This is a genomic window from Pseudomonas sp. ATCC 13867 (assembly GCF_000349845.1).
In the GTDB taxonomy this organism is placed as follows: domain Bacteria; phylum Pseudomonadota; class Gammaproteobacteria; order Pseudomonadales; family Pseudomonadaceae; genus Pseudomonas.
Map to the genome: position 1 here is coordinate 815,223 of NC_020829.1, position 15,361 is coordinate 830,583.

The 15,361-nt window shown below is 62.9% G+C and carries 10 protein-coding genes; all 10 read right to left on the bottom strand.

Features of this window, described 5'->3' with window-relative positions; translation table 11 throughout:
- Window positions 1-33: 33 nt before the first annotated feature.
- Window positions 34-1,242, bottom strand: a complete 1,209-nt coding sequence (locus H681_RS03820) for a tetratricopeptide repeat protein (RefSeq protein ID WP_015475515.1) — start codon at window positions 1,240-1,242, stop codon at window positions 34-36.
- Between the two features lie 171 nt (window positions 1,243-1,413).
- Window positions 1,414-1,962, bottom strand: a complete 549-nt coding sequence (locus tag H681_RS03825) for a hypothetical protein (protein WP_157883294.1) — start codon at window positions 1,960-1,962, stop codon at window positions 1,414-1,416.
- Entirely contained in the window at window positions 1,934-4,810 is a 2,877-nt protein-coding gene (locus H681_RS03830; protein ID WP_015475517.1) for a cell wall hydrolase, read from the bottom strand. Before H681_RS03830 ends, H681_RS03825 begins: the two co-directional genes overlap by 29 nt.
- A gap of 15 nt (window positions 4,811-4,825) precedes the next feature.
- On the bottom strand, window positions 4,826-5,797 hold the full coding sequence (locus H681_RS03835) for an SEL1-like repeat protein (RefSeq protein WP_015475518.1): 972 nt from the start codon (window positions 5,795-5,797) through the stop codon (window positions 4,826-4,828).
- 11 nt (window positions 5,798-5,808) lie between these two features.
- A complete protein-coding gene (gene tssI / locus H681_RS03840) occupies window positions 5,809-7,848 on the bottom strand; it encodes a type VI secretion system Vgr family protein (protein WP_015475519.1) in 2,040 nt (679 codons plus the stop codon).
- A 22-nt stretch (window positions 7,849-7,870) separates the two neighbouring features.
- Window positions 7,871-8,878, bottom strand: coding sequence for a serine/threonine-protein kinase (locus H681_RS03845; RefSeq protein WP_015475520.1), 1,008 nt, complete (start codon window positions 8,876-8,878; stop codon window positions 7,871-7,873).
- The gene (locus H681_RS03850; protein ID WP_015475521.1) at window positions 8,875-9,603 is read right to left on the bottom strand and encodes a PP2C family protein-serine/threonine phosphatase; all 729 of its coding nucleotides are present in this window, start codon (window positions 9,601-9,603) and stop codon (window positions 8,875-8,877) included. The genes H681_RS03845 and H681_RS03850 overlap by 4 nt, the downstream gene beginning before the upstream one ends.
- On the bottom strand, window positions 9,603-13,139 hold the full coding sequence (gene tssM / locus H681_RS03855; RefSeq protein ID WP_015475522.1) for a type VI secretion system membrane subunit TssM: 3,537 nt from the start codon (window positions 13,137-13,139) through the stop codon (window positions 9,603-9,605). The genes H681_RS03850 and tssM overlap by 1 nt, the downstream gene beginning before the upstream one ends.
- A gap of 15 nt (window positions 13,140-13,154) precedes the next feature.
- Window positions 13,155-14,024, bottom strand: a complete 870-nt coding sequence (gene icmH, locus H681_RS03860; RefSeq protein WP_015475523.1) for a type IVB secretion system protein IcmH/DotU — start codon at window positions 14,022-14,024, stop codon at window positions 13,155-13,157.
- A 4-nt stretch (window positions 14,025-14,028) separates the two neighbouring features.
- Window positions 14,029-15,360, bottom strand: coding sequence for a type VI secretion system baseplate subunit TssK (gene tssK, locus H681_RS03865; RefSeq protein WP_015475524.1), 1,332 nt, complete (start codon window positions 15,358-15,360; stop codon window positions 14,029-14,031).
- Window position 15,361: the final 1 nt, after the last annotated feature.

The following is a 15,361-nucleotide window of genomic DNA, read 5'->3' on the forward strand; positions in this document are numbered from 1 at the left end:
CACCAGGCAACGCTTGCAGTGGTGGATGCGGGGTCAAAATACCTTCTTTCCGAGAGCTAATAGCTGTTTGCGCACTCTAATGATTGCGTCGTAATAAACTATGTTTCTGTTGTTCTCGCGCCAAGCCGCTCGGTAGTTTTCCTCGGCATTCTCAAATTGCCCAGAGTTCTCATACAGCCTGCCGACGTTATAATAAGATCCAGCTCGAATCAGCCCGGTACTGGGACCCCTGGCGAGTGCGATTGCTCGACGGTTAGCACTGATCGATTCGGCAAGTTTTCCGGATTTCTGATAGGCGATACCCAGGTTGCTGTAGGCTTGCCCATCGCGCGGATCGAGTTTTATCGCTTGTTCGTAGAGTTGAATGGCTTTACTTGTGTTTCCCGCACGATAAGCTTTGTCACCTTGACTGTTGAGTTGCTTGGCCTGCTCGCGTTGTTCGTCACTGACATCGATAATGCTTTGAGCGATCAGTCCTTCCTGCAGGGTGTCTTCGAGGAGGTCGGCGGTATCGATATTGGTCATTTTAAATTGATTTATATCTTCGATCGCGCCTTGTTCGGTGAGTCGAAAGACTGTCCACAGGTTTCCTTTTTGATTTTTGGGGACTTCAAAGGTTCGGGTCAGCTTTGATCCGGTGTAAACAAATACCTTTGCATTGCTTTCTGTGAGTCGTGTCTGCTCCGTCAGGTCCCTCATGTTCCCACTGTAATAAACTCCATAGACGTAGGTTTCTCCGCTTCGCCTGGGGTTAATACTGATGCTGACTGGTCCGGTGCGGTTGTAGGAGTCGACATCAAGCGAGGCGTCGGAGGATTTCATTTTACCATAATAAACATGGGCACTTGCATAACGCAGATGGCCTTCAAGGTTCCACGCTTTTCCCTGCCACATCAGTACGATTCGGATGCTGTCCTGTCCTTGCTGGTTGGGACTGAGGGCAAATGTCCGGTTCTCGCAGGGACAATTGTCTTGGAAGACGGCGTACCCCTCTCTGAGAATCATGATCTGCGCGGTGCTGTCAGCAAGCGACTTTGAGTCAAGCAACGCTCTTCCGAGGGAGTCTGTCGTTGCACTTGTATTCGGATGGGTTTTCCCTTGCAGGTGGACGTTGGCATCCGGAATTGGCTGGTCCTTCGTCGCTGCGCTAACGATTGTGACGAAATCGGCTTCGGCCGCGAAGCCATGAATCGGCATGAGCGCGGAAATGATTAATGATACCCAGGTGATGATGGGGGTCATGCTGTTATTTACTCTGTTGTGTGAGAGGTGTTGCCGTCTGAGTCTCTACTGTTCTTGAGCTTTTACGTGCGGAGCAAAGATTGATAATTATTCCTGAATGTTTCCGGTTTTGCGCAAAGCGCGGAGATTGCCCGCCTGGTGAATGGGTATCAGGCGGGCAGTCAGCAGAGTTTATTGTTCGATAGTGATACTCGTCTTTCTGTTGCTGGCGTCTTTGTAGGTTATGGAGTACGTGTGGTTGCTCAGTTGGCTATCGACGAGTCTCGACGGAAGTGTCGAGTTCTCGGGGATTTTGACATGTATCGATTTAATGGCGCTCTTTTCTGCCGGTGCGAATCTGAATAGCCTGATTTCATTCTTGCTCAGGCTCAGCAATGTTCCCTTCTCGTAGTCAATGGATGTGACCAACGAGTAGGGGCCTGATGTCGAGTTGTCAGGAAGAATAAAATAGGTCGCCGAACACTCGGTTCCGCAGGAGTACAGTATCTCTATTGTTCCGTTGTTTTCCTTTGCCGAAACGGGCTCATAAGGGAACTCCACCCTTGCCAGTTCGGTGGAGCCGTCGGCCTTGATGGTGCTGCACTTGTACTTGGCCTCGCAGGAACTGGTCAACGTCCAGGTGGCCCCCCTAAGCAGTGGCTGCCCGGTGTCGGCGTGGGCCGTCGACATGACAACGAGCAGCAGTGCAATACTAGTTTTTATAGAATCGATAATCTTCATTTCTTACACCAGTAGGGTTTTGAACTCGTTTGCTTTCTATGGCAAATGGCGGGGTTTCGGGGTAGACGTCGGGGTTCACCGCATGAAGTTGAGCCTGTGCCGTCGGGCTGTAGTAATTGACCGCGCCAGGAAGAGGGTTGCTGTCGTCGGTGGCGTTCATTACCTCTCGCGCCGCGTGCTTGCAGTCCTCCCAGGGCTGGCCAACCGGGTTGTGGATCGCTGCGTAGCCATTGGGGTCAATGCTCTGACTCCAGCAGGTGAACTGCAGGCGCGCCGTAACGACAGATTTGTACGAGTCTCCCCATCTTCCGGTCGCCAGCCGGTTCCTGATAATCCAGCCAACGGCGATCTTTGATTCGTAACTCTGACCGCGGGCTTCCCCATAGATCGTCCTTGCCAAGTAGGTGAACTCATCGTCCGGGACCTTGTCAGTGAGTTGGGCGATGAAGGCGATCGGGTGGAAGTGATGTACGCTTGCCGGCAGCGCTAGAGGGCTCAAATCATTCCAGAACACCAGATTATCGATTCGCTCCTGTTCATGCTTGAGCAGTTCTGGATTGGAGCTGAGTAACGAGGTCAGTCTTTGCCATTTGACTTCGGACGACTTGGCTTGCCACTCGGTGGGGTGATGGGCGACCAGTTTGCTCCAGCGCTCGCGTAGATCCGGGGCGCGAAGGCCTTCCTTGAGCTCCTGCGGGGTGACCTCGCCATTCTTGTCACCCACGGCATCAATCTCGTTGTACAGGTCCTTGAAAAAGATGGGCATGTTGTCCTTGTCGAGGAAACCGTCGCTGTTGCTGTTCTGTTCCTCGACAATGCGAAAGCCGAGCTTGGCCAAATCGTACTGGCTGACAGTTTCCAATACAGTTGAGGCCCCGTTGGTTTTTTTCAGGTAGCCATTTATGCTCTGTCGGCCCTCGGACACCTCAATCTGGTGCCACTCCTGGCCTTTGCTGTCCTTGCTGATAGGGCATTTATCCAACGGGACGACATGCCCATGCTGCAATTGCAGGGTCTTTGGCGGCAACGTGGCAGGTGTGTTGTCCAGAACCAATCGATCCGCCAGTTCGGTGTTGGCGGGCAGTCGCAGATATTGCCGACCATCCTGCAGCTTCGCTTCGTTGCTCAGGAATGCCTGCAACTGGGTGTCGCTGGTGAAGACTTCAACGTGAACCTGGTGTTTTCCTGTACGGCTGCCGTTGGCGGTCGGGGTCTCGTAAAGGCCCATGTATCCGATCGGGTCGCCAGCCTTGATGGCCGTTGCCAGAGGCACCACGCTGTCGAAACGGTCGGGGACGACACTGTTGCGGTTGACCATCTTCCCCTTGCCGGTATCCGCCACGCAGATCCAGAAAGTTGAAGGGAGGGTGCCCTCACCCTTCAGTCCGCCTTTGCCCGGAACGAGAGTGCATTCCGCCATGGGATAGTTCTTGCCATCCTCCAACTGCAGCCATTGCACCTTGTCGCTCTCGAACTCGACGACACTGCCGGTACATAGGATCTGGTTAGGCGCGACCTGTGCTCCGCCCTTGGTGCCCTCCGGGGCGCCACGGACTTTTATTCCGCTTCCGGCAGTTACGGTTGCCTGTACTTTGCCCACCCAATACCCCGGGTGAAGACGCTCCGGAGGCAACACTTTCTGGAGACGCTGTTTGCCGGCGCTGTTCTTGATTGGTTGGCCGTTTTCGTGACTGGCGAACCAGACAACGTCGCCTTCCTTCTTGCTGCCGATCTTTCCTTTGGTAATACGGCCTTGGGCAAATCGATACTTGCCATCCGCACTGTCGCGCTCGTCGAGAATTTCGAATTCGGTGCTCTTGGGAATCATGCCAAGCACTTCGCTGCCGGCCTCATCTACCGGCACATTGCGCGCGGGCCAATCGCCAGCGACTACCTTGAACCGCTGAGCCGGTTTTTCTTCGTCCGGAGCGTAATGGGCGAACGGCAGCAGATGCATGTACAGGCTGTAGAAGGCCAGGCTGTTTTGCTTGTCCTTGTTCGAGTCTTTGGCTGGATTGGGTGGCGAGTTATAGGTGTGGCGAACCAGGCAGAACGAAGAGGAATAACGCAGATTCGTGCACTGCGCGCTACCGGTGTAGCTTGATTGCAGGTAGTCCTTGTTCAGTCGATAAGCGACGACTTCCCCATCGGCGATGCAGCGCACCGGCTGCAGGCGCACGCATTGCGGTGCGCTTGCTTCACTGAAGTGAATACCGCCATGCCAGAAACCATGGCTGCCAAGGAGGTAATGGCCTGAAGATTCTTTTTCCAGCAGAGCGTAAAGCTGCTCGGGTGTATTGAACTTCTGGCCGTTGCTCTGGCGGATGGGGTACTCGAAGTTGATCGTCGGCTTGACGGTGGATTTGGCCGCAGCCGGCGCAGGCGTCGCCGCCGGTGCTGCGGCAGGGGCCGCCTGCGCCCCCGTGCGGAACTCCGGCTTGGGGCGCAGGTACTTGTTGGGCATCGGCCAGTAGCCGCTGCCGGCGCCGAAGCGCGCGGACTTGGGCCCGGTGCTGGTTTGCGAGCCGAAAAAGGTGCCTTTGATACGCGGCTCACCGAACGACTCCACAACGCCGGTGTGGCCCATGCTGGTCCACAATGCGATATCGCCGGGTTGGGCGTCGGCAGCGGCGATGAAGTCGAAGTGGGTGGTGGCGCCCGCCAGCTGGGAAGTGCTGAGGTAAGGAATGCTGTACCCCGCATCCTTGAGCATCAGGTTCAGCAGGTGAGAGCAATCGACCTCCTTGCGACCGTTTCCGTCGGCGTCGCTAAGGCCGCTTCGGCCGTACCCGTATTCATATCCGCTGTTGGGGTATTTAGCCCGTTGTTCGAGTAGTCCGGTACTCATGTTTGCAGTCCTGCTTCAAAGACATGGAACGGTGTTGTCGGCGGTCACACCTTGGTTGCGCAGCCGTTGTATGGAAGGCTCCAGCCCCTCGCCCCCCCTGGCGCTCGCTTGCTGGTAGCAGGACAACGCGCGCTTGGGATCCTGCGGGGCGATGGTGCCGGCCGCATAAGCTCCCCCTAGTTCGGCGAGCGCATCGGGCAGTCCCAGGCGGGCGGCGCCAAGCAGCGCATTCAGCGACGCCTGGGGATTGGCGCAAGGGCGCTGCGTGTCGTAGTCACCCTGGTCGCAGTAGAAGTTGGCAAGGGTCAGGCCGGCCTCGGGAATGGTCGGTGCAGCACTTTCCAGCAGGCTCTGGATACGCGAGTTGTCCAGGCGCGGTGCCTCTCCAGACAGACTGAGCCCTGCCGCGGCGTAGGCGGCCTTGGCAGACCCTTCGCGCGCGCCTTGCAGATAGCTCGCCAGGGCGGCTTCGAGGAGGGCGACAGTGGTACTGGAACTCTCCTTGAGGGCCAATTCCTTGTAGCGATTGCCGCGTTGGTAGGCGCGTTCGCCGAGAGGTGCGTCCGACTTCTCGCCCAGCGCACCTAGTGACCAGTCCTCCAGGCGGTCAAGGAACCAACAGCCTTTGCGTTCGAATGCCAGGATGCGCAGGGTTTCACCATCGTGGTCTCGCAGCAGCACGGCATGCGGCAGTCGGGTAACGATTTCCGGAGACTTCAGCGCAGTGTTCAGGAGGTCCCAGGGGCTTTTGCTGTTGCTCTCGTGTTCGACGAGCTTGCCCTTTTCCAGCGCAACCTGGCGCAGCCAGAGGGGCAAGCGGGTATGCGCCTGGCGTACCTTGGGCTGAGTGACATAGGCCTGGGCGAAGATTTCGAAATCCTCGGACGGGCAACTGGCAGCTTGTACCGATAACGCGGGCGCTGCCAGGGAGAGCGCCAGAAGCACCCGGGCGAGCATCGGGTTCGGGGTGTGACGTCGCATGTTCATCGTCGATTCCATCATTCGGAGAACAGGAAGAAGGTTTTCGGCTCGGGGCGTTCCAGCGGCGCATTGATCAGCGCCTCTTCCATCTCTTTCCCCGTCTTGTCCGCGTCGGCCGCGTTGGGTTGCAGCGGCGCCTTGATGCCGATGCCCGAGCCGTTGCCCGGTGAGCCGCCGGCGTTGACCTTCACCATCGCGCCGACCAGGGTGACGCCGCCCGGGTCGAGCTTGATGAAGCTGCCGCCGGCCTTGAGGGTGATTTCCATGCCGGCTTCGACGACCAGTTTCTGCCCGGCCTTGAGGTGGATTTCCTGGCCGGCGTCGATGAACTGGCCGGTGCCGACTTTGATGTGCTGGTTGTTGGCCACGGTGAGGTGGTCGTCGATGCGCGTTTCCACCTTGCGGTCGCCGTGGGTGGTGCGGTGTTCCTCGGCCTTGAATTCGCTGTAGGTGTTGGCTTCGACGGTGTCGTGGCGTTCGTGGCCGATGCGGATGCGCTGGTCGTGCTCGATGTTTTCGTCCCAATCGCGCTGGGCGTGGATGAAGATCTGTTCCTGGCCCTTGCGGTCCTCGATGCGCAGTTCGTTGTAACCGCCGCCACCGGGGTAGCTGTTGGTCTTGAACAGGCTGCGGGTCTTGTTCGCGGGCAGGGGGTAGGGCACCTGGTTCTCGGCGTGGTAGAGGCAGCCGGAGACCAGCGGCTGGTCGGGGTCGCCCTCGAGGAAACTGACCAGCACCTCCATGCCCACGCGCGGGATGGCGACGCCGCCGAAGGCGTTGCCGGCCCAGCCGCTGGCGACGCGCAGCCAGCAGCTGGTCTTGTCGTTCGCCTGGCCCTCACGGTCCCAGAAGAACTGCACCTTCACCCGGCCGTACGGGTCGCAGTGGATTTCCTCCCCGGCAGGGCCGGTGACCACGGCGCTCTGGTTGCCCAGCACCTTGGGTTTGGGGTGCTCCAGCGCAGGGCGGTAGGGCACGTCCCAGGGGGTGGCTACGAAGCGGTTGCGATAGCCCTGATGGAAATCGTCCTTGTCGTCGGTGACGTCGCTGGTGACGGACTCTTCCAGCACTTGCGGCTGTTTGCCCTGGTGGATGACTTCGACGAGCAGCCAGAGGTCGTTCCACTCGCCGCGCGGGTGCTCGGAGAGTTCGAGGAAGTGGCCGCTGACGAGCTTCGGCTGGTCGCCCTCGCCGCGGGCGGTGCGGTAGTCGGCGCGGTGGCGTTCCAGGGTGCGCTGGCTCAGGTGCTTGCCGCGCTCGCGGTCGGTGAAGCGGCCGGGGTAGTCGTAGTCTTCCAGGTCCGGTTCGGCGGTCGCGGCTTGCGGTTTGAAGGCCGCTTCCATCAGCAGGCGCGGCTTCTGGAAGTCGTAGTCGCGGCGGGTGACGCGGCTGGTGCGCGCTTCCAGGCCGAGGTTGAAGCGCTTGATCACCGGCAGGTCGGCGACCATGCCGGTGTCGGGGATGTAGGGCGTGGGCTGGCCCAGGCGCGGGAAAGCGGTCTGGTCGTCGCCGAACACCAGACGGTGACCGTCGCTGCCGTGGCGGAAGTGGTAGTGGATGCCTTCCTCTTCGCACAGGCGCTGGATGAAGTGCAGGTCGGACTCGTCGTACTGGGTGCAGTAGTCGCGCTTGGGGTAGACGGTGGGGCCGAGGCTGAACTGGTAAGCGTCGGCCTGGATGCCGTGCTCCTCGAGCACGCTGGCGATGATCTCGGGCACCGTCAGCTGTTGGAAGATGCGCTGGTTGGTGCGGTGGGCGAGGTAGGCCAGTTGCGGCACCAGCACCACGTGGTAGCGGCACAGACGCTTACCGGCATCGCCCTGGGCCACGCGGTGGATCTGCCCGTGGATACCGGCGCCGCCAGGGGCGAAGGCCAGGAAGGCGCGCTTGTGCAGCAGCTCGTCGAGCTTCAGGTCGAAGCGCTCGCTGACCAGCTCGACCTCGAACCGGTAGGGCCGGCTGATGCCTTCGCTGCCACGGAACTCGAGGACCTGCAGGTCGCTGTCGACCCCTTCGATGCTGAGGCTGAAGTGGGTCTGGTTGGCGGGGTTGAACATGTTCAGGCTCCCTGTCCGAAGATCATCCGTTGCGCCGTTGGAACCAGCGGCGCTTTGCCTTGGGTTGCGCGATGAAAGCCTCGCGCAGTTCGCGGACGCTGATGCGTCGCTCGTTTTCATTCAGCGCCAGCGCGGTGCGCAGGGCCTGCCAGGTGCGGGACTCCAGCGGGGATGGCGATTTGAGTTGACGGTCCAGTTGCTGGGCACTGGCCTCGCGGGCGTCGAGTCGGCGGTAGGGGTGTTCACCGGTCAGCAACTCGTGCAGGACGCAGGCGGCGGCGAAGAGATCGCTGGCGGGCGAGATCGGTGCGCCATCGAGGAGCTCCAGGGCCGCATAGCGTGGCGTCCAGGCGTTGAAGCGCTCGCGCGCGAGCCGTGGAAGGCCATCCAGAAGGCCCTCCCGTGGCTGGCCGAGACCGTAATCGAAGAGCCGTGCGCCATCTTCGGCGAGCATCACATTGCTGGGCTTCAGGTCGCCGTGCAGCACGCCGCAGTCGTGGGAGTAGGCCAGGGCGTCGAGCAGGCTGAGGGCGATGCCGCGGCATTCGTCCCAGGGCAGGCCTTTGGGGCGTTCGCAGAGCAACTGGTCGAGGGTCAGGCCGCGCATCAGCTCCAGGGTGATGAAGGCCCGGCGACAGATGCTGTCCACCTCGAAGCTGTGCAGCCGCACGATATGCGGGTGGCGCAGGCGCATGGTGAGGGCGAACTCGCTGTAGAGCAGGGTGCTGGCGTCGGGGTATTCGGCGAACTCCTCATTGAGCAGCTTCACCGCGACGTATGGGTCCGGATCACCGAACTGCTCGCGCAGCAGGTCGCGCGCGCGGTAGACGGCGCCCATACCGCCCACGCCGAGCAGGCGCTCCAGCTGGAAGCGGCCGGCAAGGATCTCGGGCAACGGCGGCATCTCGGCCATTTCGCTCTTCGCTGGCGCCGGTGGCGCGGTGGGCTCTCCGACGAAGGCGAAGTAGGTGCAGTTGTCGGCTCCGGTGGGCTGGCCGCTGAGCGTGGGTGCGAGGCTTTCGGCTGTCATCGGCGTATCACCACGGCAGTCAGGTTGTCTCGCGCCGAGCCTTCCAGGGCGTGGCTGAACAGTTGTTCCAGCGCGTGCTCGATGGAGCTGTGGCCCAGCGCGGCGCAGAGTGATTGCTCGCTGTGGCCGTTGTAGAGGCCATCGCTGCAGAGCAGGAAGGTATCGCCGGGGTGGACGGTCAGTTCCAGGGTGTCGAGGGCAAACTTGTCGCCGACGCCTACTGCGCGGGTGAGCGCATGGGCCGAAGGGTGGCGCCGGGCCTGCTCGGCGCTCAGCCCCTGTTCTTCCATCAGTTGTTGTTGCAGCGAGTGGTCGCGGGTGAGCTGGTACAGACGGCCATCGCGCCACAGGTAGCAGCGGCTGTCGCCGGCCCAGACGCAGGTCGCGCGGTGCGATTGCAGAAGCAGCGCCACGACGGTGCTACCCATGACCTGCGGTGGCTGGTCGGCGGCTTGGGTCAGCTCCATGACGAAGCGCCGGTTGAGCCAGTGCAATTGCTGGCGGACCTGCTGCTCGCGGCTGTCGTGCTCCGCGTCAGACGGGATACGTGCAAGGGCATCGACAATCATGCGGCTGGCGCGATCGCCACGGGCGTGGCCGCCCATGCCGTCGGCGACTGCCCAGAGACCGAGCTCCGGACAGTCGAGGAAGGCGTCCTCGTTGCGCGCACGGACCTTGCCCGCGTCCGTGCGCGCCTGGCTGCGCCAGCGTGTCGCGACTTGCATCAGAGCGAGACCGGCAGCCGGAAACTGCGCAGGTTGCCGAGGTCGAACGGGTTCGGCGAACGCTGGGCCAGCACCAGGTAGTTGGCGCGAAGACCGCCGAGATCGGCCTTGAGCATCAGCACGTCACGCCCGCGCAGGTACTCGCTCTGCATCTGGTCGAAGAGGCGGAACAGCGACCAGGGGCCGGTATTCTTCTCCAGGCTGACGCGGCGACCGCCGAGTTCTTCCAGGACCAGGCTGGTGCGTCCGTCGTCGGCGTCGGTCGGCCAGCGGAAGGCGACTGGCACGATCGGGCCATGACGGTACTCCAGTTGCTGGTCGCCGAAGCGGAAGTCGGCGCGGCTCAGGCTGGAGTCGATGGAGTAGGGCTCCAGCTTGAACTGCACCTGCGGCTCGGCCGGGTTGTCGGCGAAGAAGCTGCGGCGAATCGCCTGGGCGTAGCCCATCTGGTCGAGGAAGGCGCGTGACATCGGCAGGCTGTGGCCGTCGACGCTGCGCAGACGGTAGTTACCCGGATCGCCACTGACGAACGATTTCAGATAGCTGTCGAAGAAGCGGTCGGCGATGCCCTGGGCCTTGAAGAACTCGCGGAAGTCGGCGATGGCAACGTCGCTGTTGCTCCTGGCGTTGAACGGATAGCGCTGATTGATGGCCTTGAAGTAGAAGCTGTACAGCTCGGCCTGGTAGCGCTGGTTGAGGTAGCGGTAGGCGTCGCCCAGCACCAGGGTCCAGCTGTCCTCGGCCAACAGGTTGAACCAGCCGCTCACCGGTTGCGGCAGGCGCACGGCCGCGCTGCGCAGGGTGGCCAGAGCATCGACCTGGCCGCCCATGCGGCCACGGGCCAGTTCGAAGGCGACCTGTTCCGGCTGGCTGGCGCGGGCCAGGCTGCTCAGTTGCAGCTGCAGGCCGTTGAGTGCCTGCATCACCGGGGCGAGGTCGGCCGCCGGGCCGCCGTTGTCGTCGAGCAGGCGGTGCAGTGGTTCGAAGCGGCGCTGCATGGCTTGCCGGGCGGTGTCCGGAAGGCTCTTGGCGAGGGCGTCCTGGGCCTGCTCGGCGGCGGCTGCCGCGACCTTGCCCACCTTGCCGATCTTGCCGCCGGCATCGGCAGCGGCACTGGCGAGATCGCCGGCGGCCTCGGTGCTTTCGGCGATGCCCGGAATGCGGGTGTTCTCGCGGACTTCCACCAGCAGTTGCAGCAGCGGCGAGTTGGCGGCGGTGAGGCCGGCCACTTCGTCTGCCCCCCTGTCGAACTCGGTGATCGGCTGCAGCTGGACGCGGTTGACCGCTTCGCTCCACAGGTTGGCGTAGTCACGGAAGTACAGTTGCTGCAGCTCCACCATCAGGCGGCTGAGGTCCTGGCCGCTGAGGCTGTTGCCTTCGCCCAGCACCCAGTTGTCGCGCAGGATCTCGCGGACCATCGGCGCGCCCTGGGCGACGAAGTATTGCTGGTAGCCGCGCAGGGTGTAGAAGCCGGGGATGATGTAGTCGGTGCCGGAGAACAGTGCGCCTTGCGGTCCCAGGTGCTGGTCGAAGCGGTATTCGGGCAGGCTGCGGGCCTGCTCGCGCAGGACGCGGTAGACCACGCTGGCCAGGGACTCGCTGCGCAGTACCTGGCGTGCCTGGGCTACCAGTGGTTCGTTCAGCGGGTAGACGAAGGGTTGTTCGAGCAGGCGGGCGAAGTGCGTACCCAGGCCGTTCTGCACCACCGCGTCACCGCTGTAGCGCACGGACCAGTCGGCGCCGATCCAGTCCTTGAGGAAGTCAGCGTCGCGGCGCTCGGGCAGGTTCAGCATGAGATAGGCACGCAGGCTGCCGAGCAGGCGCTCGCGGTCATTCAGGTTGGCGCGGATCTGGCCTTCGAGGGTCCGCGCCACGCGCGGCAGCAATTGTGCCTGCAGTTCGCGCTGGTAAGCCGCGGTCAGGGTCGGGGTGCTGTCCTCGCCCTGGTAGAGACCGGCACGTTCAGTGAAGGAAACATCGCCCTTGGACGGGAATACCTGGCTGGCGGCGTAGCTGGTATCGAGCGCCTTGAGGGTTGCGCGAGCGTCGTCCTGCGGGGTGAGTGCGGCATGTTCGCGGGCGAGCTTCTGGCCGAGGTCGCGGACCTGGTCCAGGCGGCCGTTGTTGGCCGAGAAGCCATTGGTCCAGACCAGGCCGAATACCGCCAGCAGCGCCAGCGAGGCAGCGTAGACCGCGCGCTGGCCCCAGTGGATGCGCGCGCTCTCGCGCTTGTCCAGGCCGGCCAGTTCGGACTCGGGGAAGATCACCTGGCTGAACAGGTGATGGATGAAGCGTGGGCGACCCTGACGCAGGGTCGGCAGCTTGACGCTGGCCATGCCCAGGTTGGCGCCGATGGCGGCAGTGTCCGCATCCATCTGCTGGGTCAGGTGCGGTGCACTGGTGAGGTAGAAGCCGCGAAGCTGGCTGGCGCGCTGGTAGCGGTTGCCGGTGAAGGCGAACTCGACCAGCAGGCTCAGGCGGTCGCCGATCTGCGCCAACTGGTGCGGGAAGTCGAGGATGCGACCACGGCGCTGGGTGTTGCGCTCCTGGTGCATGCGCAGGATGACCTGGCTGTTCAGGCGGCGCAGCAGTTCTTCGAACTCCTGGCGCAGCACGCCGGCGTCGGTGCCGTTCTGCTCCTTGCGGAAGCTGACGCCCAGCACCTGGTCGCTTTCCTCGCGGGAGAGCTGGTCGAAGAATTCGTCGAAGCCCAGCAGTTTGTCGGCCTTGCCCAGCACCAGGTAGATGGGCAGGTCGATATGCAGATTGCGGTGCACGTCCTGCAGGCGCGCGCGGATCTGCCGGCCGAGGGCTTCCAGGCCCTGTTCGTCGCCGGCCAGCAGCAGGTCCACCGGGATGTTGACCACCACGCCGTTGAGCGGGCGGGCGCGGCGGCGTTTGCGCAGCAGGTCGAGCAGGGTGCTCCAGCCGCTGGCGTCGACTTCGGCGTCGCCCTGGCTCAGGTAGCGGCCGGTGGCGTCGACCAGCACGCCGTGTTCGGCGAAGTACCAGTCGCAGTAACGGGTGCCGCTGGTGTCGCGGGTCAGCTTGCGCTCGATCTTGTTGATCGGGAACTCCAGCCCGGAGAAGTCCAGCAGGCTGGTCTTGCCGCTGCCCTGCGGGCCGAGCATCAGGTACCAGGGCAGCTCGTTGCGCCAGCGCTCGCCACGCCCGCGATACAGGCTGGAGGTCTTGAGGATGCGCAGGGCGTCCTGGAAGCGTGAGCGCAGTTCCTGCTGCTCGTCGCTGATCAGCTCCTGGCGACGCAGGCGTTCCTGGCCGTCCTCGCTTTCCTCCTCGGCCTTCTTGCGGCGCATGGCGCGCCAACTGGCGAAGACCATGAACAGGCCCCAGCCGAGGAAGAGTACAGCGATGCTCAGCAGGCGGGCGCTGGCACTCTCCCAGAACTTGTGTTCGTTCACCGCCAGCAACGGGCCGGCAAACCACACCAGCAGCGCCAGCAGGAGCACCAGCAGCAGGCTCCAGACCCAGGTCCGGCGCAGGAAGGCGCCGGCTTTCTTGAAGAAGTTCTTCATCACACTATCCCTGTGTTACGACGTGGGCTCGACCGCCGCCGGGTCGAGCTGCTGATAGGGTTGCAGGACGCTTTCGCGCTGGTCATCGAGTACCCAGGCGAAGCCCGAATACATCACCACCAGGCAGACCAGGGTGAAGAGCGCCACCAGCCACCAGGGCACGATGCGCACCAGGCGCCGGCGCGAGTCACGCAGGCCTTCCCAATGCGGCGACAGCTCGCGGGGCACGTCGCCGCGCAACTGGCGGATCTGCCGGTACAGGCTGTCGCGCACCGCTTCGAGCTCGAGCATGCCGCGTGGCAACACGCGGTACTTGCCCTCGAAGCCCAGGGCCAGGCACAGGTACATCAGCTCCAACATCGGCAGGTGCTTCACCGGATTGCGCGACAGACGCTCCAGCAGCTGGAAGAACTTCTCGCCGCCGAAGGTCTCGTTGTGGAAGCTGCTGAGCAGGCTCATCTGCGACCACTCGCTTTCGTTGCCCCAGTCGGTGGTCACCACCGCTTCGTCGAGCACGGTGCAGAGCACGTAGCGGGCCGCCATCACCTGGCTGTTCTCGGCGCCTTCGTGCAGCGCGCGCAGTTCGAACTGCTTGATGCCGGTGCTCAACTGGTGGTTGAGCGTGTGCAGGTCCTCGCCACCGTTGGAGTGCTTGAGCCGCACCACTTCCGAGAGCAGTTCGGCAGCGGCGGCCACCAGCGGGTTGAGACTGATGTTGAAGGTCTCTTCCGGGCGCAGCCGCGCGGCGTAGATCATCCGTGCTTCCAACTGTTCGAAACGCGGCGGCTCGGCGAAGTCGGTGAGTGGGCTGCGCGAGTGGCTGTCGCCCTCGCGGTCGACCAGGACGGTCTTGTCGTCCTGCCGGTAATCCATTTCCTTGATCATGCGCTCAGTTCCTGATAGCCCAGAACTTCAGTTCGAGCCCGGCGAATTCGCCGGACACATGGAAGGCGAAGCCGCCGGATCGCTCCAGTTGCGCCTGCTCTTCCGGGTTGAGTTCGAGGATGAAGTAGGTCTTGTTGGCGTGGAACGGGATCTGCCGTGGAGCCACCGGCAATGGCTTCACGCGGATACCCGGCAGGTGCAGGTTGACCAGCTGGCGGATGCGCTCCACCGGACCGGCCTTGAGGTGCGCCGGCAGGCGCTGGCGCAGCTCCTCGGACTCGCACTGGGCGCTGGCGGCGAGCACGAAGGAGGAGTTGCCGAGCAGCTTGTGATCGTGCAGCGGCGAGACCAGGATGCCGTACTGGCGTTGCTGCAGGACCAGCTCGATGGCGTGCTGCTCGAGCACCATCGACAGCACCTGACGGATGGCTTCCATCAGCTTGCGGAAGCTGGCGCCCTGGTCGCTGTGCTGGTAGCGGCCGTCCAGTCGCGGGCGCTTGGTTTCGCTGGAGAAGGTGGCCAGGTCGCCGAGCATCGCCAGCAGCGTGCGGTACACCTCTTCGGGGTGTACCTGCTCCAGGTCCAGGTTGTGGCGCAGCACCAGCTCGGTACGGTTGATCAGCTGCAGCATCATGAAGTCGCCGACCTCGGCGCCGCCCACCTTGCCGGTGGAGCGAATGCGCTCGGCCAGGGTGTCGCCGCGGTGGCCGAGCATGCTGATCACTTCCTTCAGGCACGACAGCAGGTAGCCGCTCTCGTGGAAGTGCAGGTGGCTGGGAATGAAGTCCGGGTCGAGAGTGATGCGTCCGTCCGGCGAGGTATCGAGTACGTCGCAGACCTTCAGGCGTACGTAGGCCTGATCGTTGCGTTGCTCGCCCAGCAACAGGCGGAAGTCGGCGTGGCCGCAGGTGACCTGGCTGCTGGCGCTGTCGCCGGCGTTGGAGTCGGCCACTTCCTGGTCGCGGGTGGTGTAGCGTGCCAGCACGTCGATCTGCTCGGGGCGGCGGGCCTCGATGTGGTTGCCGGTGACCAGCGGCAAGGCCAGGTAGACCGGGGTGTTGCTGGTGTTCGGCGGGATGTCCAGGGCCAGTGGTTCATCGCGACTGGCGAGGTCGAACAGGGTGCCGTCCGGCAGCACGCCGGAGGCTCGGCTGAGCACCAGCTTGCCGGTGGCGAGGAACTGGCTGTCGATCTCCAGGCCGAAGAAGCCCCAGGCGTAACGGCCGAGCAGGCGGGTACGGGACTTGAGCTGGTGGTCGTGGTAGCGGTCGTTCTGCTGAAAGTGCTGCGGGCGCAGGAGCATGCCCTCACGCCAGATGACTTTGTGCGCGATCATC